Consider the following 21,431-nt stretch of genomic DNA (forward strand, 5'->3'; position numbering starts at 1 on the left):
CCGGATGGCCTCGGGTCTCATTTCCAGCGGAACCGTCCTCCCAAGACGCCGCCCAACGGATGAGACAGGAGATTGAAATGAACAAGATCGCTCTCGTTATATCAGCCATCCTCCTTGCGACCGGCGGCGCCTTTGCCGGCAGTGACCATTACGGCTCCGACAACGCCAACCAGCCGGTTGCCTCGATTGCCGGCGTGGATCATGCCGCCACCGGCGCGGTCATGAACACCGATATGGCCGGGCACAAGGCAGCCGATACCGGGACGAAGACCACCACCGACTGGCCGGAACCCGGCCAGGGTATCTGGGGCAACTGAGGTTTCGTTCGCGGCGGGCTTGCCCGCCGCATGCCCGGCAGGACGGCTAGCTCAGATCCTTCGGGCACAGGCAATGCGTCAGTCGTGCGACCGACAGGCCAGACCAGTCGCCGTCGAACACAAAGCGAGCGATGGCTGCCGTGGGGAACTTTTCCTCGAGCCTCTTGTAGGCCTTGGCCTCCGAGCCTGATCCGGCAAGCTGTTTCGCCAGATCCTCCAGGCTCGGATTGTGGCCAACCACCACCAGGCAGCCGCTTGATGGGTCGACTTTGCGGATCTGGCTCAGAATGTCCGCGGCCGATGCCTCGTAGAGCGCTTCGGCAAACACGACCCGGGGATGCGCCGGCAATTCCGCGGCGACCAGCCGCCAGGTGTCGCGCGTGCGCAGCGCCGACGACACCAGCACCTGATCCGGCAGCCAGTCGCGCGCCGCAAGCTCCCGCCCCATCAATTTGGCCGCCTTCAATCCGCGTTGCGCCAGCGGCCGGTCGAAATCATCGAGTGCAGGGTCGTCCCAACTCGACTTGGCGTGGCGCAGGAGAAGAAGCTGTTTCATCGCCACGCTCTCGGCTCAGGGCGTAATCCGCGCCAGATGTTCCAGATCGGCTTCCTCGCGCAGCGGATCGGGCGCCATCACCACCGAGGTGGCGTTGTCGGCATCGTCGGCAAAGTGGGCGAGCACCGTGCGCCCGGCCACCATGCGCGCCTTGCCTTCGGCGACCAGCCCGAGCGCCAGCGGATAGAGCCGATGCTCGGCCTTCAGCACCCGGGCCGCCAGCGTATCGGCATTGTCGCCGACCATCACCGGCACGGCCGCCTGGGCGATGATCGGTCCGTCGTCCATCTCCGACGTGACGAAATGCACGGTGCAGCCATGGATGCGCAGGCCGGCGGCCAGCGCGCGCACATGGGTGTCGAGGCCCTTGAAGGCCGGCAGCAGGGCAGGGTGGATGTTGATCATCCGGCCCTGCCATTTCTGGACGAAGCCGGAGGAGAGGATGCGCATGTAGCCGGCCAGTGCCACGATCTCGGCATTGAAGGCGGTGAGTGCCGCGTCGATCGCCGCGTCATGCGCCTGCTTGCTGCCATGGTCGGCGCGGGCAATGACCTGCGTGGCGATGCCGCGCGCCTTGGCGATGCCGAGGCCGGCGGCATCGGCCTTGTCGGAAATGACGCCGACGATCTCGGCAGGGAAGGCCGGGTCGCTGGCCGCGGCGATCAGCGCGGTCATATTGGAACCGCGTCCCGAGATCAGGACGACTGTGCGTTTCCTGCTCATAGGCCGATCGAGCCCCGATAGATGACGCCGGCGTCGCGGCGGGGCACGATGCGGCCGATCGGCGTTACCGTCTCACCAGCTTCCTGCAGCACGGCGGCGACCTGCGCCGCCTGGCCGGAAGCGACCGCCAGGATCATGCCGACGCCGCAATTGAAGGTGCGCATCATTTCTTCCGGCGCCACGCCGCCGGTCTTGGCCAGCCACGAGAACACCGGCGGCACGTCGATGGCTTCGAGATCGAGCTCGGCCGAGAAATCCTTGGGCAGCACGCGCGGAATGTTTTCCGGGAAGCCGCCGCCGGTGATGTGAGCCAGCGCCTTGATGCCATGCGTGTTGCGGATCGCCTTCAGGATGGACTTGACGTAGATGCGGGTCGGTTCGAGCAGCGCCTCGGCCAGCGTCGCCTCGTCGTTGAACGGCGCCGGATCGCTCCACGCCAGGCCGCTGGCGGCGACGATGCGGCGCACCAGCGAAAACCCGTTCGAATGCAGGCCCGAGGAAGCAAGACCCAAAAGCACGTCGCCCTCGACGATGTCGTCGGTGGGTAAAAGCTGGCCGCGTTCGGCCGCCCCCACGGCAAAGCCGGCGAGGTCATAGTCATTCCCATGATACATGCCGGGCATTTCCGCCGTCTCGCCGCCGATCAGCGCGCAGCCGGCTTGCCGGCAGCCTTCGGCGATGCCGCCGACGATCGCCGCACCCTGGTCGGGATCGAGCTTGCCGGTAGCGAAATAGTCGAGGAAGAACAGCGGTTCGGCGCCCTGCACGACAATATCGTTGACGCACATGGCGACGAGGTCGATGCCGATCGTGTCGTGCTTGCCGGCATCGATGGCAATCTTGAGCTTGGTGCCGACGCCGTCATTGGCCGCGACGAGCACCGGATCGGTGAAGCCGGCCGCCTTGAGGTCGAACAACCCGCCGAAACCGCCGATCTCGCCATCCGCGCCCGGCCGGCGCGTGGCGCGCACCAGCGGCTTGATCTTTTCAACCATGAGATTGCCGGCATCGATATCGACGCCGGCCTCGGCATAGGTGAGCCCGTTCCTGCGCTTGCTCGTCTTGGGCTGGCCCGTTTTGGGCTGGCTTGTGTCGCGCTTGCTCATCGCAATTTTCCTGCTCGTTTGCGGGCTCTTCGCATGAACGGTTTCGGTCCGCAAGGATATCGGCGGAGCCGAGCGCCATTTGACCTGACAAAAGCGTGGATAGAATGGCGTCGGGTTTGGCGCTCGCGCCTGGAACGGACTGTCCCTTGTGGCGGCTCTCCATCTCCTTCATCTATCTCGAAACAGCGCATGGCGGGACAATGCATTGACCATCCCCAACCTGATCACCATCCTGCGCCTTCTCCTGGTGCCTGCCGTGGTGCTGGCCATGCTGCAGGCGCGCTGGGACTGGGCCTTTGCCGGCTTCGTCATTGCCGGCGTGTCGGATGGCGTCGACGGTTTCATCGCCCGCCGTTTCAACCAGCAGTCCGAACTCGGTGCCTATCTCGATCCGATGGCCGACAAGCTACTGTTGGTTTCGGTGTTCGTCGTCATGGGCTTCATCGGGCAATTGCCGCTGTGGCTGGTCGTCACCATGGTGTCGCGCGATGCGCTGATCGTCTGCGCGGTTCTGTTGTCCACGGTTATGGCGCATCCGGTCGAGATAAAGCCCTTCCTGGTGTCGAAGGCCAATACAGCCATCCAGATCGTGCTGGCGGCGGTTGTGCTGGGCGAGCTTGCCTTTGCCCTGCACCTCGACCCGCTGCGGCCAGCCCTCATATTGCTGTCCGGGGTCTTGACCGTGGCTTCGGCCGCAGCCTATCTCGTGGCTTGGCTGAGGCATATGAGCGGCTATGGCGAAGGCTCCAATCCGGAAATCTGAGGAAGAAGCGGCGGTGATCGAGGCCGCGGCTGCCGATCTTGCCGCGGCCTCCGCGTTCCGCCGGCAGATCTCCTTCTGGGTGGCCGGCGTCGCAGGACTTGCGCTGTTCCTCTATATGTTCAGCAACATCCTGCTGCCCTTCGTCGCCGGCATGGTGCTTGCCTATTTCCTCGATCCGGTCGCCGATCGGCTGCAGCGTCTCGGCCTGTCCCGCTTCATGGCGACGGTGGTCATCCTCATCACCTTCCTCATTGTGCTGGTGCTGGCCTTTGTCATCCTCATTCCGGTGCTGGCGACGCAGATGGCCGATTTCGCCGGCAAACTGCCGGAGTACCTGACCCGGCTGCAAAGCCTGATCACCTCCTTTGATCCGAAATGGCTGGAGCAGAAATTCGGCGTCAACGCCAATGGCTTGCGTGATGGGCTGAACTCGCTGCTGACCTCGGGTTTCGGCCTGCTCACCACGGTCTTCACCTCGATCTGGAGTTCGGGCGTGGCGCTGGTCTCGGTGGTCAGCCTGTTCGTGGTGACGCCGGTCGTCGCCTTCTACATGCTGCTCGACTGGGACCGCATGGTGGCGGTCATCGACAGCTGGGTGCCGCGCGACAATGTCGCGACCGTGCGCGCCATTGCGCGCGACATCAACACCGCGACCGCCGGCTTCGTGCGCGGCCAGGGCACGCTCTGCCTGGTGCTGGGCGCCATGTATGCCACCGGCCTGACGCTGACCGGGCTGAACTTCGCCATCCTCATCGGCCTGTTCGCCGGGCTGATCTCCTTCATTCCCTATGTCGGCTCGCTGACCGGGCTGGTGCTGGCGGTCGGCGTCGCTTTCGTCCAGTTCTGGCCGGACTGGACGATGATCGTCGCCGTCGCCGTGGTCTTCTTCATCGGCCAGTTCATCGAAGGCAACATATTGCAGCCCAGGTTGGTCGGCAAAAGCGTTGGCCTGCATCCCGTGTGGCTGATGTTCGCCCTGTTCGCCTTTGGCGCGCTGTTCGGTTTTGTCGGCTTGCTGATTGCCGTGCCGGCTTCCGCCGCAGTCGCAGTTCTGGTGCGCTTCGCCATCGCCCGCTATCTCGAATCGCCGCTCTACAAGGGCCACGCGACAGAGCCCGCGCCGCCGCTGCCGGCCGATCGCGGCGGCGGCCACCGCACCCAACCGCGTCGCTCGAAGTGACCGCCCAGCGAACCGATCCGCCGCGCCAGCTGCCGCTCGATCTCGGCCACGGCACCGGCTATTCGCGCGACGAACTCGTCGTCTCCGGCACCAACAACCAGGCGGCGGCGCTGGTCGACCGCTGGCCGGACTGGCCCTCGCCGGTGGTGGTGCTGGCAGGTCCCGCCGGTTCCGGCAAGACGCATCTGGCCGCCATCTGGCGTGCGCGCGCCAACGCGGTTGCCGTCGACGCACGGCGCATCGGCGACAGCATCGCCGGTCTCGGCGCCCGGCCGGCGCTGATCGACGATGTCGATGCCGGCGCGGTCGACGAACAAGGCCTGTTCCATCTGATCAATGCGGTGCGCGGCGCAGGCTCGACGTTGCTGTTGACCGCACGGCGTTTTCCCTCGGCCTGGGGCGTATCGCTGCCCGATCTGGCCTCGCGGCTGAAGGCGGCGGCGACGGTCGAGATCCACGAGCCCGACGACCTGCTGCTCGCCGGTGTCATCACCAAGCTGTTCGCCGACCGCCAGGTCGAGGTCGAACCGCATGTCGTGCAATATCTGGTGCGGCGCATCGAGCGCTCGCTGGCGACAGCCATGCGCGTGGTGGAGCGGCTGGACCGCACCGCGCTCGAGCGCAAGATGCCGATCACCCGGGCGCTCGCCGCCGAAACGGTCAGCGCCATGGATGAGGGGCAGCGCGAGTTCGAGATTTAGAAAGCCTCGGGCGACCGGCAACAGGGCGTGTCCCATTTTGGGAAAGAACAACTGGCACCCATCTTGCTGCACCAGCTTGCCGGCTAACCCCGGTCCTGATTACGTTCCAAATCAGGTTGTAGGCTCGCCGGGAATGAGTTTGGGGTTCTCGCCCGGCGAGCTTACCTTCAGGTGCATCGAGCGGCCGCCCGCGCCGCGCTGGTGACCACCCAACCAACGACACCGCCATCAGAACTCTTGAGATGGACCATTCAATGGTCCCTGCGAAGCAAGCTTGGCCGATCTCAGAGCCACATTCTGACGAAATGCCGGACCAGCAGATAAACGGCCGAATGAGCGGTGACGTAGCAGGCTGCGACCACCACAAAAATCCCGATGCTCACAGGCCAGGAGCGGGAGGCGATGGTGCCTGGGGCCATACTGGCCAGTCTGCGGCTCTCGCGATTGTTCCATGCCGCCAGCGCCGCACAAGCAATCGCCCACGCCACCATGAATGGAACCGCCACGCCCGCATAGGCAAAGTAGGCTGGCCCGAACAGCGACACCCACGCATCGATCCCAAGCATCGACCATCCCCCCGTCGGCGGGAGTGTAAGCCGGTCATGGCGACGGATGCGAGCTTGAAATGGTGAAACGTGGACGAAGCATCACGCTGTGCAAACGCAAGCTGTGAGCAGAGGGCGGGGCGGCGCGCCGACGAACAAATGTTCCGCGATCCTATTCAACCGAGATGTGACTGCACGAAGTCGATGAAGGCGCGCACCTTGGCCGGCGGCAAATGCCGCGACGGGTAGAGCGCGTAAAGCGGAAAGCTCTCGCCGCGCCAATCCGGCAGCACCTCGACCAGCGCGCCTTGTTGGATGAGGTGCTGCACGCCAATCGCCTTGATCCTGGCGATGCCGACGCCGTCGAGGCAGGCGCCGAGCATGGTGCCGAACTCGGTGACCATCAGGCGGCCCGTCGTCCTGACATCGACGACCTCGGCGCCACGCCGAAACCGCCATTCCTCGATCGGCTGGCCGGTCAGCGAATCGCGGACCTGGATGCAGGCGTGTTCGACAAGATCGGCGGGGATGGTGGGAGTGCCATGTGCGGTGAGATAGGCGGGTGCGGCAACCGTCACCGTGCGGGTCTCGACGAGCTTCTTCACCACCAGCGACGACACCGGCGGCGTTCCAAAGCGGATGGCGATGTCGAACCCTTCGGCCACCAGATCCCCCAACTGGTCCCTGGCGACAAGCTCGAGCGACAGATCCGGATAGAGCGACAGGAACTCGCTGATATGCGGCGTGAACAGCTGACGCGAAAAGAAGGCGTCGACGTTGACGCGCAGCCGGCCGCGCACCGCAACCGATGTGCCCGAGGTGACGGTCACTGCGTCTTCTATGCCTGTCAGCAACGGCGCCACCTCGGCGTAAAGCCGGCGGCCCTCGTCGGTCAGTGACACGGCGCGCGTCGTCCGGTCGAGCAGACGCACGCCGACGCGGGCCTCCAGACGCGAGACCGCGCGGCTGACGCCCGAGCGTGACAGGCCGAGCGCGTCGGCGGCCCGGGCAAAGCTGCCGCCTTCGGCGATCGCGGCCAGCACGCCGACATTGGAGATGACACGCCCGTCGAACGCCATTGGCTCGTCCGTTGATTTGAGATCAACAATGATATGATTTAATGGCACTCACGGCAACAGTCGATGTCGAGTTAAAGATCCGCCATTCCGTGCCGCAGAGGCGCGAACCCACAAAATGGAGACGGATCATGTATGCAATCACCGGCATTACCGGCAAAGTCGGCGGCGCGATGGCACGCGCGCTGCTCGCCGCGGGCCAGCCCGTTCGCGCCATTGTGCGCGACGCCACGAAAGGCCGGCAGTGGGCGGCACTCGGCTGCGACGTCGCGATCGCCACCATGGAGGATGCGGAGGCGCTGACGCAGGCTTTCAAGGGCGCAACGGCAGTGTTCATCCTGCCGCCGCCGGTGTTTGATCCCGAGCCCTTCTATCCCGAAGCGCAAGCGGTCATCGACAGCGTCGCGACGGCGCTGAGGGCCGCCAAGCCGGCCAGGGTCGTCTGCCTGTCGACCGTCGGCGCCGATGCGGTCCAGGACAATCTGCTGTCACAGCACACCAAGATGGAGACCGCGCTGAGCGCGCTCCCGCTGGCCCTTACCTTGCTGCGGCCCGCCTGGTTCCTCGACAATGTCGCCTGGGACGTTTCATCGGCACGCGGGGCCGGTCTCATCCACAGCTTCCTTGCGCCGACGGGCAGGGCGCTGCCGATGGTGGCCGCGGAGGATGTCGGGCGGGTGGCGGCAACACTCATCCAGCAGGACTGGAGCGGCACACGCATCGTCGAACTGGAAGGCCCGGAGCGTGTATCGCCCGATGACCTTGCCGCTGCCTTCACGACCGTGCTCGGCAAACCGGTGCGCGCCGTGCCGGTACCCCGCGAGACCTGGGAGGCGCTTTTCCGTTCGCAAGGCATGCGAAATCCACAACCCCGCATGCGCATGCTGGACGGGTTCAACGAGGGCTGGATCGCATTCGCCGACGAAGCGAGGACGATCAAGGGCACGATATCTGCCACGACCGTGGTTCAGGCTCTCGTGGCGGGCGAGGGCGCCTAGATCACATTGCTATGAAGAAGATGGTCGGAGTGGAGAGATTCGAACTCCCGACCCTCTGGTCCCAAACCAGATGCGCTACCAGCCTGCGCTACACTCCGAACGGTCTGTTGCCTATTCATTTCGGTGTTACATGGCAAGTGCAAAAACCTTGCCGCCATGCGCATTGCGCAGTAATGACGGGCGAAGGGGCGGCGATGCTGCCTTCCACAACCATGAGGTGGCCATGTCCGCGCGCATTTTCAGCCCAGCCAAAACCGCGATGCAGTCCGGCAAGGCCAAGACCGGCCAGTGGGTGCTGGAATTCGACCCCGAGATGCGCAAGAAGATCGATCCCTTGATGGGCTATACGACGTCGGGAGACATGAGAAGCCAGATCAGGCTGACCTTCGAGACGCGCGAAGAGGCCGTGGCTTACGCCGAAAAGGAAGGCCTTGCCTTCCGTGTCGAGGAGCCCAAAGAGACCAAGCGCCGCCAGATTTCCTATGCGGAGAATTTCCGCTATGACCGCAGGACGCCCTGGACGCATTGAACGGCGCCAGCGCCAGATATCCAGCCGGCCCCTTTGGCCGGCCAGTGGTCCCGTAGCTCAGCTGGATAGAGCACCGGCCTTCTAAGCCGATGGTCACAGGTTCGAATCCTGTCGGGATCGCCAACGTTTTCAAATGGTTAGATGCCATATTGCGGCCGGAAGACCAACCGGAACTGGCCGTTTTACAGACCGTTTTACAGTTTTCGTTCCTCATGGGTTCCGTTCCATGCGCAGAATCACCGCATCGCTGGCGTCCTGATCGTCGGCCAGGTAGTGCTTTTCCAGAACGGATTTGATCTCTGAAATCGAGTGGCCGGATATCTTCGCAATGTCCTCGACGCTCGATCCTTCCCGCGCCCGCTCAGTGATGAACGTTCCACGCAGATCGTGGAAGGTGACGCCTTCGATTTGGAGGCGGGTACACTCCTTCCCCCACGACGTTTTGAAGCCGTCCTTGGTCCATGGCCGCTTTCGAGAGTTGAGCAGGATGCGCATCTTGTCCTTGTCCAGGACATCCAGCATCGCCTTCAGCTTCGAATGGACGCGGACCTTCAGCTTCTTGCCACCCTTCGACTGGCGGAACTGAAGATAGATCCCGTCATAGTCCTTCCAGGATCGGGAAAGCAGATCGCCCTGTCGCTGGCCGGTGTGCAGCGCCATTTCGAAGGCAAGCAGGAGGTGAGCAGGCGCGCCGGCACGGAAAGCCTTGATCTGCTCCTGTGACCACACCGATTCGCGCCGTGAGCCGTTGTACAGCCGTTCGATGCCGGTGCAGGGGTTCTTGTCGATCAGTTCGTCGGCGACGGCGTAGGAAAACACCTTGGACAGCGAGAACAGCAGCTTGTCGGCTTTGCGCGGGTTGGCAGCAAAGCTCCGGTGCCATTTCCTGATTTCGGCTTTCATGCCCTTTTGCTGGGTCAGCCTGACCGGCAGCTTAGGCCATTTCTCCTTGATGAGCCGGAAGGCGTAGAGGTGATCCGTCTGCGTAGTGTCGGCTAGCGCCAGGAAATCAGGATTGCGCTTGTCCTCCGGGCCGGTGAACCGATCAATCAGCGTCTCAAGGGTCTCGACAATCTTGGGTGTCGCGAGCGCCTTGAGCTTAGCGTATTCTAGGGCGAAGGCCTCAGTGTGCGGCTTTGCCTCAATCTTCGGGCCGCCGCGCCATGCGTAGTAGTAGACGCGCGTCGATCCGTCGGCCAGCTTGCGCTTGACCTTGTGGATGCCCTTAAGCGCCACCAGCACCGCTCCTGTCTCTCCACGCTAGATATTCGTCCAGCGTATCAAAGGCTTCGGGCGAATCATCGTCGTCAACTGGCTTCGGTGCCTGTGCGAGACTAGCGGGGATAAGGCGGAAAACCGCCGACCCTATCTTGACTTCGACAATCCCGCGCTCCGCCTCGGCCGCTCGCAGCAATGTTTGGGCCTGGCGTTGCGAAAGAGCGAGCGCTCGCGTCATCCTTTTCTCCGCTCAACGCCGTCTCGGGTCGGCGCGAAGCCGCGCGACCGGATCGGAGCTTTCGATTTCGGATAGACGCCGAGGTGCTTGGCGCGGACGCGATCGGCCTTTTCCCGCAAAGCGTTTTCGTCAGCAGATTTCGCCTTGTGTGGTTCAACCAGGGCGGGCCACAGATTGCTTTCGCGGTTCTCGCCACCCAACGACAGCGGCTTGACGTGCTCAAGCTGCCATTTCTCGCCGGCGCCGATCGGCCGCTGGCTGATATGGCAGATGCCGTCGGCGCGAAGGAAGATGCGGGCGCGGACGGTCGGCGGCGGCACGGAATCCGGCGTCTTGCCGATCCATTCCTTGACGCTGCGGCCGCCGTTTGGATCATCGATCATGGGCATGTCATGCCGCCGTCCGCTCGCGGCCGCGCGCCAAATAGACCGGCAGCGGGTCGTAGTTGCACATTTCGGTGAGGCGGCCTTGGGCAGCTGTGAAATAGCGATTGAACTTGTCCTGGGGCATCTCCTGAAACGACTTGGATTCAGGGAAGGCGCGAACCTCGCCCCCGAACATACCGACGTACCGGACATAGCCGAGGTCTATCTGCAGCGCGTCGGATAGGTGGTCAGCCTCGGGCCATTTTCTGCCGATCCATTCCGGGCCGTTTTCGATCACCCATGCCAGCAAACCCCAATAGGTGTTGTTCTGCCGGAGCGACCTGGCGCGCGAAACCGTCACGTTGAGGTCGCAGCCCTCGGGGAACGTTTCCAGCATATCGCCTTCCCATTGAGCGACGGCATGCAGCACGTGGCCACGCCGGCGCATGATAATCGTAGATTTGTTGCTCATGGTCGTTCCTTGAAGAGTTCCCCGGCGCGGTACGCGGACACAGCCGCGCCGGATCGCTGGAGGTCAGCCAGCGGAAACGGGGTGTTGTGCGATCTCGCGGCGCGCGGCGTCGGCGATGTGGTCGATCTCGACCGGCGCGCGGCTGGCCTTTTCGATGGCCTTCTTCAGTTCGAGCGCATCGCCGGGATGCTTCGCCCAAAAGAGCTGGAGGCCGGCGCGGTTGGCGCTGTTCCACTTGACGACGGTCTGATGGTCGCTTTCGCGGATGAAGGCCAAGCAGCGGTCCATGAACTCGCCGGCTGGCACATTCTCCAAAGCCCAGCCGTCGCCCCATGACATCGTGATGGCGTCGTTGCCGGCAACAAGCCGCAGGCGGTTTTCTTCCTGCTCATGTGCGACGATTTCAGACGCTGCCATTTCCAAGACTTTGGCGCGATCCATCTCGGCCTCATCGTAGAGGCCGGTGAACTGCTCGGGCCAGCCGGCGCGCAGCGCCTGCATCTCTGCGCACTTGGCAATCATGAGGCGCGGCATCCGACACCAGTTGCCAGAATCGTCCAACTGCGGTGTCGCGCCATCGCGCAAAACGCGCTTCTTTTTCGGCTTGCCGCTGTCCTCCCAGGTTTCTCCGGTATCAACCATCTTGTAGGCGTCGTAGGGATACGAGATCGGTGCGAACTCGTCCCAATAGGACTGCCCGGCGACCTCGAACCACGCCGCAGTCTTCGCATCCTGCTTCCACAGATAGACCGTGGCCGACACGATGCCTTGCGGGTTCGTCTCGCTCTTCAACTCGGCGTCGAATTCATATGACGGCGGTTTACTGGCCGGACGATAGTCACCGCAGCGTTGCGCTATGACGCGCTGGCCGTCGCGCGAAATGATGATCGTCATTTTGCGCTTGTTGGAGTCGCCCTTCGAAAAGATCATCGGGATGATCTGACCGAGGAAGGGGTCTAGGCCTTTCGCGCGGGCAACCTCGACGAACAGGTTGAATTCGTCGGTGTTGCAGTCCTTGGCGACCGTCTTCTGGATTAGAGCCAACTGGCGCGGCGAATGCGTGTATGTCGTGATCGCGTTCATCATTTCCTCCTGATGGATAGTGAGACTGTGCCGTTGTCGAGCGCAGCGCCTGGCACCTTGCGACCGCCTGCCAGGGCGGCCGCGAGCGCGCGCTTGTCGAGCTTCGGAGCCGGCCGCTCCTGCTCCACGAAGAATTCAGACGGAATGTCCGCCTCATTCTCGACGAACAGTGCCGGCTTGCGCTTCGATATGAACACTGTCGCCGAAGGCAGAGGGATACTGACCTGCTCCGCGGCGATCATCGCCTGCTCGATCGCCGCGCGAAGGTTTTCAGCGCGTGCCTCGATAGACTTCCGGCGATCCGCGAAAGCCTCTTCTTTGGCCTTCAGGCCGATGACCATGACATCGAGGTTGTCGATCTGGTCGATCGCGGCAGCGACAGTTTCGTGCAGTGAGGTTTCCCCCTCGATGATGTCAGCGGCCAGGTCGGTATCGCCGCCGTGACCCGCATCCTGCAGCTGTGCGAGCAACCGCTTGGCGGCTTCAGCCTCAATCCTAAGCCCCCGAGAGACATCGATAGTCACGACGCCCTCCCACGATAGATTTCGCTGGCAATCCGGATGAACCGGCGGCGGACGATGTTGATGTCATCCTCGGGCGGGCCATAGCCGGCCTGCTTGTCGCGCTCGGCCTGTTCGACGTACTCGCGAAGCAGGTCCAGTTGATCCAAGGGCTGCTTGCCCTCGATGGCGCGCAGGGCGCGGTCGGAGAAGAACGGCGAGAGCATCAGTCGCGCTCCCCGTCTGTGGCCAGATCGACTTCGAGCAGGTCGAGGTCTTCGGCAGGAATGCCGCGCTTCAACTGGTCAAGGGTCAGCTGACCTACGCGGTAATAACGGCCGCCGGCAGCGACTGTGTACTCGGGGCCGAGAAGGCCGCCGAAAATCTTGGTGACGATGCGGAAGTCCGCGCTTTCGGCGATGGCTTGGCGAAGGTGGGCGTTCATTGCCGTTCCTCATCTGGTGTTAATGAGGAGATTATGGAAAACTCATAACCGCGTCAAGAAGAATTATGGGAAAGTCATAAACATTTTGACGCGGTCGTTTGGTCGTGCGAATCACTGAAATGGCTGACCGGGTGTCTAGAACCGGCATTGGGAAGTTGGCGGGAGCCTCACACCAGCTTCACACTTTAAACACCAACGAAAGGGATAATTCTGCGATGGCCGAGACTTCAATCGAGTGGACCGATGCTACGTGGAACCCGGTGGCGGGCTGCACGATCCTGACCGCAGGCTGCACGAACTGCTATGCGATGCGCATGGCCGCACGTCTCGAAGCAATGGGCACGGAGAAATACCAGGGCCTAACACGCAAAACCGGCGGCCGCGCAAAATGGACCGGCAAGGTTGTGACGGATCCAAAGTCTCTGGCCATCCCAGCCACCTGGTCGAAGCCGCGTCGGGTCTTCGTCAATTCCATGTCGGACCTATTTCACGTTGATGTACCGGCCGACTTCATCCGCCAGGTATGGACCGTGATGGAGGAGACGCCGCGGCACACCTACCAGATACTGACCAAGCGACCTGAGGTCATGGCGAGCGTCCTGACGCGCGGCGAATTTCCTGTTTTGTCAAATGTCTGGCTTGGGACCAGCGTGGAGGATAGCCGCGTGCTCAGTCGCCTCGACGATTTGCGCCGCGTGCCTGCATCAATACGCTTCGTTTCGCTCGAGCCGCTGATCGGTTCTGTCGCCGGTGCCAACCTAACGGACATCAATTGGGCGATCGTCGGCGGTGAATCGGGGCCGGGCGCCCGCGATATGGATCCGCGCTGGGTAGACGAGATCGAAGCCATGTGCCGGCGAAGCGGTACGGCGTTCTTCTTCAAGCAGTGGGGCGGCCGCAACAAGAAAGCGACAGGCCGGACATTGAATGGCCGTACCTATGACGAGATGCCAGCGGCGATCTAGAACAACTGGCCTTGGCCGTTGTCGGTAGCGGCTTTCCAGAAGGCAAGCGCTAGTTCGTGCCGAGCGGCGAGCGTCAACCAATAGAGGTGCTGGCCGCGACTCCCCGTAATCAACTTCATATCGGTCGATGCTGCCATGCCGAGCCTGACCACCTTTGTTTTCCAGAGATCAAAAACGGCTCTTCGAACGTTCGTAAACGGCTGGTTGACATCGACCTCCGACCGCCAACCAGGGACGAACTTGTCGAAAGCAGATTTTTGCGCTCGAACATTCAGTCCGGTGTTTCGCTGCAGATCCATCTTGCTGATGTGGACCATCATGTCGATGCGCTTCCGTTTCGAGAGGGTCTCGACCACTGAGAAGTCAAACGCAGCGAGGTTATAGGGATCGACGAAGGCGAAGTGCAGGCCATAGGGGTCGAGCTTTGCCCGTATCGTCTTGGCAGTATCTTCCGCCTCCCCATGGAAAGCCATTACTGGCGCCTTGAGTCGCGTCAGCCTCTCGGTGGCCAGATCAAGCCGAGAGGCGTCAGAATCGGCGATGAAAACGGAACTGAAAGGCGCGTTTGATCGAAGGCTTTCATTCCAAGCTGCGACGCAACCTCCTTCGATGAACTCACCCGTGCGGCGAATCTTAGAGCGGCCAGGCCCACAAAACAGGTCGATGTAGGTAGCGCCTGCTTTCCCAGGGCCGATCCACTTTGCCCTTACGCCGCGCGAGATCGAGACATATTTGCAGAGGAGAGCAATCTTATCCTTCGACCATGCCCCAACGTCTTCAACCTGCATACCATCGTCGCCGTCCACCAATTTCCCCAAATCGCCCCTCCCAAGCCCTGCGCCGCAACGATCTACGCCGTTTTGTCCGTCAAGTCACAAGCAATCGAATTTGGCAAATCGCGGACCACTCCTGAAGGTACTTGTCAGGAGCCTCGCCAAGCAGACACCACGACCGGCGATTGACTCTGCCTCATAGGAAGTCTTTCCTATCTCCGTTAACAACGAGCGCCAGGGAAGCGACCATGAGTGCAATGTACGTCGTTCAGTCTTTCATCGCAGGTAAGCGTGACCTTCTGCAGGCCGATAGCCCAATCCAAGCCAACAGCACCAGCCACGCCAGAAGCCTAGCGAAGCGCTTAGCTGTCCGGAAGGCGCTGGTGGTCGCGTTCCAGCGGGAAGGGGATCCGAACACCGGCCAGTGGGAGGACGCCAAGCTTATTGAGGCGTTCGGCGCAGTTCCGGATGAAGTTCGCGAGATGGAACGAGCTTAACCGGCGTCGAACAGGTGGGGCGATGATCAAGGTAGAGGCGAGGCGCAAAGCCACGAATGAAGAAACGCTCACCCGGTTGCGCGGGTTGGCAGACACCATATCGCTCTGGGAGATGCGTCAGATCGTAGATCGAGACGCTACTTTGAAGCTGATTTTGCTTTTGCCGGAGGCTGTACTTGATCAGGCTCTGGCTGTTGGAAAGGCTTTGCAAGATTGCGCAGAATCTCGGCGTAGTTCGCTTGCAGATCGGGAGGGAGGCTATCGAAAGTCGTGAGCAGCTCGCGATACTTCGAAGCCAGGTCGACCATAGGTCCAGTGCCGCGCATTAGCCACTCGAACCGGACTTTGTATTTCTTGGCGTAGATCTCGCCCTTGTCGGCCCTGAATCCGGAACTGCCGTTTTCGTGGCCAGAATAGGTCCCGTACGGCACTCCGACGGCTTCGGCGCCCTCGACGGCAGTCTCATACCCGGCCTGCTTCCTCGCGGCCACTAATCGCTCGTGCAATTCCATGTTCTGAGTTTGCCAGAAATAGTTATGAGAAACTCATTGACATTGCTCTATGAGTTTTCCATAATCTGAGTATGGAAAAGTCAATCGACGTGCGAGCAATCCGCGCCAAGCTCGGTCTTACGCAAGCGCAACTCGGCGACGCTGTAGGCGTCGACCAAAGCACTGTCTCCAATTGGGAGAACGGCATGCCGCCGCGTGGGCCGGCGCGGAAGCTTCTCCAGTCGCTAGCTGCAAATGCTTCGGAGCGCGCAGCATGATCGACATCACGGAAACCAGCCAGACAATTGCCGCCGGCCAGCTCCGCGCCTTCGTCGAACGTATTGAGCGCGTCGAGGAAGAAATCAAAACGCTGAACGCCGACAAGTCCGAAATCTACAAGGAACTGCGCGGCGTCGGTTTTGACGTCAAGGCGGTTCGGCAGTGCGTCGCAGCTCGCAAGCTGGACAGCGCCGAGCGCGAAGAGCGCAACGCGATTTTCGACTTGTACTGGGAGGCTCTTACAGGCGCCTCTCGCGTGCACGTGCACGAGGAGCCCAAGGCGACGGTCACAAAAACCCGCGCGGACAAGGCTTCCAGCGCGAAGACGGCCAAGCTGGCCACCGACGTTCCGCACGACGCCGAAACCGGCGAGATTTTCGAAGAGAATTCGTCCGCTCCGACCTCCTCCCCGGAGCAGACGGACCAGCCCGGCACGGAACCTCCTCCCTCCGTGTCGGGCGCCAATTCCGAGATACCTGACCACGCCACTTCGGGGGCTGCTGACGGCCAGCCCAGCAAACCAAGCTCGGAAGCTGCTCGCGCAAAAAATGACGGTCCGCAGAAGGCCGTCATTGGTCAGGAAGGGCCTGTACGGGGCCATTCCGAGCAAGCCGTCACCATTTCCGATGCCGACGTTCCGGCATTCCTCAAGAAGGCACCGTCGCCTGCGCCAAATCCCGATTGCCAGAAACCGCAATCGTGCCGCTGGTCGCATAGCCAAGCCTCCTGCGCAAAGTGCGCCAACGACGCCGCCATCGCACGGCAGCGGGGGAGGGTAGCATGACCTGCCTTGCCATCTATCTCTACGCTGCAGGTTCATTGCTGGCGGTCCAGTACAGCCACGAGATCGGCGGCGGACGGCTGTCGATTGGCACCGTCGCGCTCGCCTTGTTCTGGCCTGTCACGATCCCCTTTGTTTGGTGCTGGGGCATCGTTCAGACGGTTATCGACGCGGTGCGGTCATGAGCGCGTCATTCGTCATCACTTGCACCTGTGACGGCACCTGGACCGCTCGCGATCCTGAAACCGGGGCGTTTGCCACCGGAGCCACTCGTTCCAAGGCTGAGGCGGAGTTGCGCCGCCTCATCGCCACCGCGAGGGAGGCGGCATGATTATCGTTCGCCCCCCTCGTTGCTACCCGCGCGTCCAGTTCTTCCAGGAGCCTACGCGCGGCCTGACCAATCGTCTCGAACTCACTGTTTGTATCGTGTCTGTGGGGCCTTTCCATGTTGTTCGATCCTCTTTGGAGCCGCCACCAGGCGGGCTCTCTGCTCTTCCGCGAAGTCGACCCGATGTCGACGCCCCGGCTGGCTGGACTTCAATCCAGCATGGGGCACCACAGAATGTCTTCGACCTTCGACCACAAAACTTTGCGGCTCGACATGGACGGCTTTTGCCGGTTCGCGCGGCGAGCGTTTCCGACGTCGACAGCGGCACATCTCGCCAGCGTCGTCGGCGCCACAATGTCGACGGCAGAGAAATGGCTCAGCGGCCACACACGACCATCGGGCGAGCATCTTGCGGCGATGATTTCCGCCTTCGGCCCGGCCTTCCTTGCCGAAGCAGTTCCATCAACCCGCCAGTGGGCCGCGCCGATCATCGAGCGCGCCAGGCTGGCTGAAATCTCACGGCAGCTTTCCGAGATCCTGGAGGCTGCGGAATGATCCGAAGGAGTTTGCAATGCCAGCGTTCCAGCATTGCTCCCGGTACTTTGCCGCGAGGCCGAAGTGAGCGGCTATACCCAATCTGAAATCGACAGCATTGCCGGCTGGCTAAGGGCAGGGGATTCCGCGTCGAAAGCCGCCGCCAAGCTGTCAACCATGCGGGGCCGTGCGGTCTCACGCAATGCCATCATCGGCATCGTTCACCGCAACGCCAAGCTCGCTGCAATCGGTTTCGGCCGCGCCAAATCATCGCCTGCATCCGAAGGGAGCAGCACTTACACGCCCGAGGAAATCAAGCTGGTCGCCGACTGCCTGAAGGCGAAGAGAAACTACGTCCAGATTGCCCAGCGGCTTGCCCTTAAGAGCGGGCGGATCATCTCTCGTTTTGGGGTGAAAAGCCTGATCCGGCGCACCCCCGAACTCAACGAGATCGGCTTTAGAGGCAAGAAGGGCAGGCCGAGCGACAAGAAGAAGGCGGCGCCTGGCCAACTGCCCGGCAGGCTGTTTATCGCGGCAACGGCAGACATCGATCGTGATCCGAGCGCATTCGATTATCTCACGCGGCCGGCTGTGCGTGCTTTGGCGTCGCAGCCGCACTTCGCGGCGATGCGGTTCGTTGACTGCCTTCCGGCCCGCTGCCGGGCTCCGCTCAGCTATGACCTCGAGGAGCGGCCCGGTCCCGACATGCTGTGTTGCGGCCATCTCGCTATGCCGTCGCGCTCATACTGCGCCTACCACGAAATCAGGCTGACCGCTCGCAAGGCCGAGTTCATTGCGGAGGCGGCATGATCTCCGCCGGCCAGCCCATCACCTACGACGTCAAGCTTTCGACGGTGCGCGCACTCATCGCCGGAAAGCAGGATTGGCTTTCTCGGTTCGCATTTGGGAAGGCCAAGCGGCCTGATCACGAGATCGACCAGAAGCGAACCGAACTCCTCGTGCTCGGCACCATCGCCGAGGACTACGAGCGCGCCGTTGAGGTCACCAAGACGAGGGTGGCCGGGTGAATGTGGCTCTATGTCCCGAACACATCGACATCCTCAGCCTCTGCACAGGAGGGGCGGGCCTCGATCTCGGCGTCGAGCTGGCAATTCCGAGCGCTCGAACAGTCTGCATGGTGGAGAGGGAAGCCTTCGCCGTCGCGCACCTGGTTTCAGCGATGGAACAGGGTCTACTTCATCCAGCGCCTATTTGGAGCGATGCCAGAACCTTCGACGGCCGCGCATGGCGTGGCTGCGTTGACGGCCTCGTTGGCGGCATCCCGTGCCAGCCGCATTCCCTTGCCGGCAAGCGGCTCGGCGAGGGCGATGAGCGCGACCTGTGGTCGACGGCACGGCGCATCATCGTCCAGTCCGGCTGCTGGTTCGTCCTCATCGAAAACGTCGGCGGCATGCTCTCCAGCGGCGGCGCGGAGCGCGTATGGCGAGACCTTCGCAGACTGGGCTTTGAGGTTGAGGGTGGACTGTTCACGGCGAAGGAAGTTGGCGCGAGCCATGAGCGCGAACGCTTCTTCCTGCTCGGCGTGGCCGACGCCGGACGCCTTTGTCTCGAACGATGGCGAACTGCCGGCGACCTGGTTGTCGCGGCAAGCGCTCGAAAAATCCAAGGGCAAAAACGGCAACGGCATGGGCCTGCCGCTGGCAATGGCGGCGAAGTTGTGGCCGACGCCGGCCGCGCTCGACGGCCAGAAGGCACCGAAGACGTTCGCCGGCGGCAATATCAGCTTGCCGGAGGCGGCCAAGACCTGGAGCACTCCAAGGGCCTCAGATGGCGAGAAGGGTGGGCCGAAACAGGCGTTCGGGGCGGGCGGAATGCCATTGGCGGCGCAGACACTGCAATGGCGCACGCCGCGATCGAGCGAGTCGGGCCAGTATCAATACGATCGCGGCGACAAGTCAAAGCCGACACCCACGCTGACAGGCCAGGCCTTTTCCCACCTGGGCCAACCGACATCGAAGCCTGGCGAAACGTGCTTGGTAGAGCGCCGCAGCTTGAACCCGCTGTTCGTCGAATGGCTGATGGGGTGGCCGCCCGGGTGGACCGCCTCAGAATGCTCGGCAACGGCGTTGTCAGTCTGGAAGCGGCATATGCGCTGCGCACTCTCGCAACTCGCCTCGCCGGCCAAGGCTCCGCCGGCGCAGCTGTCCTTATTCGCGTGATGGAGAGTTCAATTGCTGCCTAAGCCAGGAAATTTCGCGAAGACCACCACGATGCAACATCTTGTGGCAATTGCTGCAAACACAAGCGAGTTGGGCAAGGGTAGTTCGTCTTCCTTCCTCAGACAGAGCTATCGGGTCGATATGGTGGACCTCAATGAAGCCCTTCCCGTGATCGCCATAGTGCTTCTGAAAAGTCATGTCGCACACTTCGCAAGCCAGCTCACCAAGTGCGGCCAACACTGCTGCTTTCTTTTTGCTTGCGAGCGTAGCGTCCCGCTCTCGGGTCTTGTGTGCTCGGAGAACAACAGAGCCCTCGGCCGAACCTTCGTCGTCGGTGTCCAGATTGGCAGAGAAGGTATCGCCACGGCTGCCGGACTGAATGACGCGAACGGCAGTTTCGAGGGCGCTCCTATCGTCGAAGTAACGCCTCCACACTTCGACCTCGCCACGGCTACCTCGTGTCAACCCAACACGACCTGCGGCCTGGGCATCCGGATCAAGCCGCCTGAAATTCATCAGCTTCATGTAGACGCCGTTGACGTTTCGAAACTTTGCAGTCGCTGCCACGCCGGTTGCATTTCCACGAGCCTGAAGGATCCCCGACAATGCGACGATCCTGGGATCATTCTTAGCGAATGCGCTCCCTTTCAAACGGAAGTAGAGGTCGAGAGCGAGCACATGCTCGTCCCAAGTCCAGTCGGGATTCTCGCCCGGAGTGGTGACTTGAAAGCCAAGGCTGACCAACTTCTTGGCGGCATCATTCTTGCCACCGGTCAACTCGTCGTGCGTGAGTGGGCGGCCTGTAGTCAGGAATTTGTGCGCCACCGCGACGATCGCTTTGCTATCGTAGTTAATCCCGCCGACCATCAAGAAATAGTCGCGGGCTCCCTTGAAGCCATATTCTTCCAGGAAGGCTTTTCGGCCCTTCGCGTCGTACTCGTGAATTGCCGCCTCGACCGCAGATCTCGTCAATTCTTCCACTGCCACCCCCTTACCAGCCCCGATGTCTCATTCTTCATGGACAGGTGGCCCGGTCAAGGAAAGTTGCAGGTCACGGCCAGATGAAGACCTGTTGTCCACACTGCCATGGCGTCTTTGACGACGGTCACGCCGGCGATGCCTACCTCCGCGACGAACAGGCGCTTGCTACCATCATCCTGTGGAGCTCGGGCCAGTTCGACACCACTGACATCGCCAACGCGCTGCAATGTCGCGAGGATGCCGTTTACCGCACCCTGCAGATGGCCAAGGACGGCGCCCGTGCTGACCGGAGGCGGGCGTGAGTAACAGGCGCCTCCCATACATGCCGCTCTGGGTCGACGACTACCAGCGCGACACTCGCCACCTCACCACGGAGGAGCATGGCGCCTATCTGCTCCTGCTCATGGCCGCCTGGGCATCGCCGACCAATTCCTTGCCCGACGACGATGACATGCTGGCGCGCATCGCCGGAGTGTCGCTCGCCCGCTGGCGGAAGATGAAAGCCATTGTCATGGCCTTCTGGAGCCTTGATGGTCGGAGCAAAAGATGGGCGCAAAAACGCCTCAAGAAAGAGAGGCGATTGGCGGTCGATAGAAAGGCGAAAGCGAGCAATGCCGCCGCAAGCCGTTGGAAAGACAAGAAAAAGGATGATGCTCAAGCGATGCTCGGGCAATGCCATCCTTCCATAACCATCAAAGAAAAACCTATCGGTTTTTCAGAGCGCGCAGGCGCGCCGAAAAAATCCCGCAAACAGAAAATCGAGGAGGCTTTCGCCGATGCATGACCTCGTGGCCAAAGATGATTTCG

31 protein-coding genes, 2 tRNA genes and 2 pseudogenes are annotated in these 21,431 nt (G+C 62.1%); 19 read left to right on the top strand and 16 right to left on the bottom strand.

Going from position 1 to position 21,431, the window contains the following annotated elements:
* The first annotated feature begins 77 nt into the window (after nucleotides 1-77).
* Entirely contained in the window at nucleotides 78-317 is a 240-nt protein-coding gene (locus MAFF_RS32320) for a DUF680 domain-containing protein (protein WP_044549929.1), read from the top strand.
* A 46-nt stretch (nucleotides 318-363) separates the two neighbouring features.
* On the opposite strand, the gene MAFF_RS32325 is transcribed toward MAFF_RS32320, so the two are convergent.
* From MAFF_RS32325 to purM, 3 genes are read right to left on the bottom strand one after another with little or no spacing between them, the layout of a single operon-like run.
* Entirely contained in the window at nucleotides 364-873 is a 510-nt protein-coding gene (locus tag MAFF_RS32325; RefSeq protein ID WP_044549931.1) for a SixA phosphatase family protein, read from the bottom strand.
* Between the two features lie 15 nt (nucleotides 874-888).
* Nucleotides 889-1,596, bottom strand: a complete 708-nt coding sequence (purN, locus tag MAFF_RS32330; protein WP_010915249.1) for a phosphoribosylglycinamide formyltransferase — start codon at nucleotides 1,594-1,596, stop codon at nucleotides 889-891.
* Entirely contained in the window at nucleotides 1,593-2,702 is a 1,110-nt protein-coding gene (purM, locus tag MAFF_RS32335; RefSeq protein WP_010915250.1) for a phosphoribosylformylglycinamidine cyclo-ligase, read from the bottom strand. Before purM ends, purN begins: the two co-directional genes overlap by 4 nt.
* A gap of 205 nt (nucleotides 2,703-2,907) precedes the next feature.
* Here purM and MAFF_RS32340 point away from each other — a divergent pair, with 205 nt between their 5' ends.
* The 3 genes from MAFF_RS32340 to hdaA are packed head-to-tail and all read left to right on the top strand — an operon-like array spanning nucleotide 2,908 to nucleotide 5,346.
* Nucleotides 2,908-3,465, top strand: coding sequence for a CDP-alcohol phosphatidyltransferase family protein (locus MAFF_RS32340; RefSeq protein WP_010915251.1), 558 nt, complete (start codon nucleotides 2,908-2,910; stop codon nucleotides 3,463-3,465).
* Entirely contained in the window at nucleotides 3,437-4,645 is a 1,209-nt protein-coding gene (locus MAFF_RS32345) for an AI-2E family transporter (RefSeq protein ID WP_044549935.1), read from the top strand. Before MAFF_RS32340 ends, MAFF_RS32345 begins: the two co-directional genes overlap by 29 nt.
* Nucleotides 4,642-5,346: a DnaA regulatory inactivator HdaA gene (gene hdaA, locus MAFF_RS32350; RefSeq protein ID WP_010915253.1), complete on the top strand. Its 705-nt coding sequence runs from the start codon at nucleotides 4,642-4,644 to the stop codon at nucleotides 5,344-5,346. The genes MAFF_RS32345 and hdaA overlap by 4 nt, the downstream gene beginning before the upstream one ends.
* 284 nt (nucleotides 5,347-5,630) lie before the next feature.
* On the opposite strand, the gene MAFF_RS32355 is transcribed toward hdaA, so the two are convergent.
* Both MAFF_RS32355 and MAFF_RS32360 read right to left on the bottom strand, forming a co-directional pair.
* Nucleotides 5,631-5,912: a hypothetical protein gene (locus MAFF_RS32355; protein WP_010915254.1), complete on the bottom strand. Its 282-nt coding sequence runs from the start codon at nucleotides 5,910-5,912 to the stop codon at nucleotides 5,631-5,633.
* A gap of 155 nt (nucleotides 5,913-6,067) precedes the next feature.
* Nucleotides 6,068-6,970, bottom strand: coding sequence for a LysR family transcriptional regulator (locus tag MAFF_RS32360; RefSeq protein ID WP_010915255.1), 903 nt, complete (start codon nucleotides 6,968-6,970; stop codon nucleotides 6,068-6,070).
* 128 nt (nucleotides 6,971-7,098) lie between these two features.
* Here MAFF_RS32360 and MAFF_RS32365 point away from each other — a divergent pair, with 128 nt between their 5' ends.
* Nucleotides 7,099-7,965 (top strand): NAD(P)H-binding protein, encoded by an 867-nt coding sequence (locus tag MAFF_RS32365; RefSeq protein ID WP_044551609.1) that lies wholly within the window; start codon nucleotides 7,099-7,101, stop codon nucleotides 7,963-7,965.
* 21 nt (nucleotides 7,966-7,986) lie between these two features.
* Here MAFF_RS32365 and MAFF_RS32370 read toward each other — a convergent pair.
* Nucleotides 7,987-8,063: transfer RNA gene (locus MAFF_RS32370), tRNA-Pro, on the bottom strand.
* A gap of 125 nt (nucleotides 8,064-8,188) precedes the next feature.
* Here MAFF_RS32370 and MAFF_RS32375 point away from each other — a divergent pair.
* Together MAFF_RS32375 and MAFF_RS32380 are read left to right on the top strand one after the other, a co-directional pair.
* On the top strand, nucleotides 8,189-8,494 hold the full coding sequence (locus tag MAFF_RS32375) for an ETC complex I subunit (protein WP_044549950.1): 306 nt from the start codon (nucleotides 8,189-8,191) through the stop codon (nucleotides 8,492-8,494).
* Nucleotides 8,495-8,540: 46 nt separating this feature from the next.
* Nucleotides 8,541-8,617: transfer RNA gene (locus MAFF_RS32380), tRNA-Arg, on the top strand.
* 87 nt (nucleotides 8,618-8,704) lie between these two features.
* Here the strand turns inward: MAFF_RS32380 and MAFF_RS32385 are convergent.
* The 7 genes from MAFF_RS32385 to MAFF_RS32420 form a co-directional block, all read right to left on the bottom strand.
* The gene (locus MAFF_RS32385) at nucleotides 8,705-9,730 is read right to left on the bottom strand and encodes a tyrosine-type recombinase/integrase (RefSeq protein ID WP_244420665.1); all 1,026 of its coding nucleotides are present in this window, start codon (nucleotides 9,728-9,730) and stop codon (nucleotides 8,705-8,707) included.
* A gap of 216 nt (nucleotides 9,731-9,946) precedes the next feature.
* Nucleotides 9,947-10,333 (bottom strand): HNH endonuclease, encoded by a 387-nt coding sequence (locus MAFF_RS32395; RefSeq protein ID WP_341872713.1) that lies wholly within the window; start codon nucleotides 10,331-10,333, stop codon nucleotides 9,947-9,949.
* A gap of 7 nt (nucleotides 10,334-10,340) precedes the next feature.
* Nucleotides 10,341-10,712: a hypothetical protein gene (locus MAFF_RS32400; protein WP_157866111.1), complete on the bottom strand. Its 372-nt coding sequence runs from the start codon at nucleotides 10,710-10,712 to the stop codon at nucleotides 10,341-10,343.
* Between the two features lie 138 nt (nucleotides 10,713-10,850).
* Complete coding sequence (bet, locus tag MAFF_RS32405; RefSeq protein WP_044549956.1) at nucleotides 10,851-11,870, bottom strand: phage recombination protein Bet; 1,020 nt, start codon at nucleotides 11,868-11,870, stop codon at nucleotides 10,851-10,853.
* Nucleotides 11,870-12,340 carry a siphovirus Gp157 family protein gene (locus MAFF_RS32410; protein ID WP_244420666.1) on the bottom strand — a complete coding sequence of 157 codons (471 nt, stop codon included), beginning with the start codon at nucleotides 12,338-12,340 and terminating at the stop codon, nucleotides 11,870-11,872. Before MAFF_RS32410 ends, bet begins: the two co-directional genes overlap by 1 nt.
* Before the next feature lie 50 nt (nucleotides 12,341-12,390).
* Entirely contained in the window at nucleotides 12,391-12,597 is a 207-nt protein-coding gene (locus MAFF_RS32415) for a hypothetical protein (RefSeq protein WP_010915262.1), read from the bottom strand.
* On the bottom strand, nucleotides 12,597-12,815 hold the full coding sequence (locus MAFF_RS32420) for a hypothetical protein (RefSeq protein WP_010915263.1): 219 nt from the start codon (nucleotides 12,813-12,815) through the stop codon (nucleotides 12,597-12,599). Before MAFF_RS32420 ends, MAFF_RS32415 begins: the two co-directional genes overlap by 1 nt.
* 215 nt (nucleotides 12,816-13,030) lie before the next feature.
* Here MAFF_RS32420 and MAFF_RS32425 point away from each other — a divergent pair, with 215 nt between their 5' ends.
* The gene (locus tag MAFF_RS32425; protein ID WP_044549958.1) at nucleotides 13,031-13,780 is read left to right on the top strand and encodes a DUF5131 family protein; all 750 of its coding nucleotides are present in this window, start codon (nucleotides 13,031-13,033) and stop codon (nucleotides 13,778-13,780) included.
* Here MAFF_RS32425 and MAFF_RS32430 read toward each other — a convergent pair.
* The gene (locus MAFF_RS32430) at nucleotides 13,777-14,586 is read right to left on the bottom strand and encodes a three-Cys-motif partner protein TcmP (RefSeq protein ID WP_010915265.1); all 810 of its coding nucleotides are present in this window, start codon (nucleotides 14,584-14,586) and stop codon (nucleotides 13,777-13,779) included. The genes MAFF_RS32425 and MAFF_RS32430 overlap by 4 nt on opposite strands.
* 215 nt (nucleotides 14,587-14,801) lie before the next feature.
* Here MAFF_RS32430 and MAFF_RS32435 point away from each other — a divergent pair, with 215 nt between their 5' ends.
* Nucleotides 14,802-15,050: a hypothetical protein gene (locus MAFF_RS32435; protein ID WP_244420667.1), complete on the top strand. Its 249-nt coding sequence runs from the start codon at nucleotides 14,802-14,804 to the stop codon at nucleotides 15,048-15,050.
* Between the two features lie 137 nt (nucleotides 15,051-15,187).
* On the opposite strand, the gene MAFF_RS32440 is transcribed toward MAFF_RS32435, so the two are convergent.
* Complete coding sequence (locus MAFF_RS32440) at nucleotides 15,188-15,562, bottom strand: helix-turn-helix domain-containing protein (RefSeq protein WP_010915266.1); 375 nt, start codon at nucleotides 15,560-15,562, stop codon at nucleotides 15,188-15,190.
* A 71-nt stretch (nucleotides 15,563-15,633) separates the two neighbouring features.
* On the opposite strand from MAFF_RS32440, the gene MAFF_RS41540 reads away from it, so the two are divergent.
* The 8 genes and pseudogenes from MAFF_RS41540 (at nucleotide 15,634) to MAFF_RS40945 (ending at nucleotide 19,643) form a co-directional block, all read left to right on the top strand.
* On the top strand, nucleotides 15,634-15,819 hold the full coding sequence (locus MAFF_RS41540) for a helix-turn-helix domain-containing protein (protein ID WP_038645840.1): 186 nt from the start codon (nucleotides 15,634-15,636) through the stop codon (nucleotides 15,817-15,819).
* A pseudogene (locus tag MAFF_RS40935) lies at nucleotides 15,816-16,061 on the top strand (DUF2312 domain-containing protein); the annotation flags it as partial. The gene MAFF_RS41540 and the pseudogene MAFF_RS40935, both read left to right, overlap by 4 nt.
* Nucleotides 16,062-16,600: 539 nt before the next feature.
* Entirely contained in the window at nucleotides 16,601-16,786 is a 186-nt protein-coding gene (locus MAFF_RS32455) for a hypothetical protein (RefSeq protein ID WP_010915268.1), read from the top strand.
* A gap of 260 nt (nucleotides 16,787-17,046) precedes the next feature.
* Entirely contained in the window at nucleotides 17,047-17,484 is a 438-nt protein-coding gene (locus MAFF_RS32460; RefSeq protein WP_010915269.1) for a hypothetical protein, read from the top strand.
* A gap of 63 nt (nucleotides 17,485-17,547) precedes the next feature.
* Nucleotides 17,548-18,273 (top strand): hypothetical protein, encoded by a 726-nt coding sequence (locus tag MAFF_RS32465; protein ID WP_010915270.1) that lies wholly within the window; start codon nucleotides 17,548-17,550, stop codon nucleotides 18,271-18,273.
* Nucleotides 18,270-18,491, top strand: coding sequence for a hypothetical protein (locus tag MAFF_RS32470; protein ID WP_010915271.1), 222 nt, complete (start codon nucleotides 18,270-18,272; stop codon nucleotides 18,489-18,491). The genes MAFF_RS32465 and MAFF_RS32470 overlap by 4 nt, the downstream gene beginning before the upstream one ends.
* 2 nt (nucleotides 18,492-18,493) lie before the next feature.
* Nucleotides 18,494-18,952 (top strand): annotated as a pseudogene (locus MAFF_RS41545) (DNA cytosine methyltransferase); the annotation flags it as partial.
* A gap of 13 nt (nucleotides 18,953-18,965) precedes the next feature.
* On the top strand, nucleotides 18,966-19,643 hold the full coding sequence (locus tag MAFF_RS40945; protein ID WP_244420669.1) for a hypothetical protein: 678 nt from the start codon (nucleotides 18,966-18,968) through the stop codon (nucleotides 19,641-19,643).
* On the opposite strand, the gene MAFF_RS32485 is transcribed toward MAFF_RS40945, so the two are convergent.
* The gene (locus MAFF_RS32485) at nucleotides 19,632-20,624 is read right to left on the bottom strand and encodes an HNH endonuclease (RefSeq protein ID WP_157866112.1); all 993 of its coding nucleotides are present in this window, start codon (nucleotides 20,622-20,624) and stop codon (nucleotides 19,632-19,634) included. The genes MAFF_RS40945 and MAFF_RS32485 overlap by 12 nt on opposite strands.
* Nucleotides 20,625-20,704: 80 nt before the next feature.
* Here MAFF_RS32485 and MAFF_RS32490 point away from each other — a divergent pair, with 80 nt between their 5' ends.
* Together MAFF_RS32490 and MAFF_RS36730 are read left to right on the top strand one after the other, a co-directional pair.
* Nucleotides 20,705-20,926, top strand: a complete 222-nt coding sequence (locus tag MAFF_RS32490; RefSeq protein ID WP_044549994.1) for a hypothetical protein — start codon at nucleotides 20,705-20,707, stop codon at nucleotides 20,924-20,926.
* A 20-nt stretch (nucleotides 20,927-20,946) separates the two neighbouring features.
* A complete protein-coding gene (locus MAFF_RS36730; protein ID WP_048894819.1) occupies nucleotides 20,947-21,408 on the top strand; it encodes a YdaU family protein in 462 nt (153 codons plus the stop codon).
* Nucleotides 21,409-21,431: the final 23 nt, after the last annotated feature.

This window comes from Mesorhizobium japonicum MAFF 303099 (assembly GCF_000009625.1).
GTDB classification, from domain to species: Bacteria; Pseudomonadota; Alphaproteobacteria; order Rhizobiales; family Rhizobiaceae; genus Mesorhizobium; species Mesorhizobium japonicum.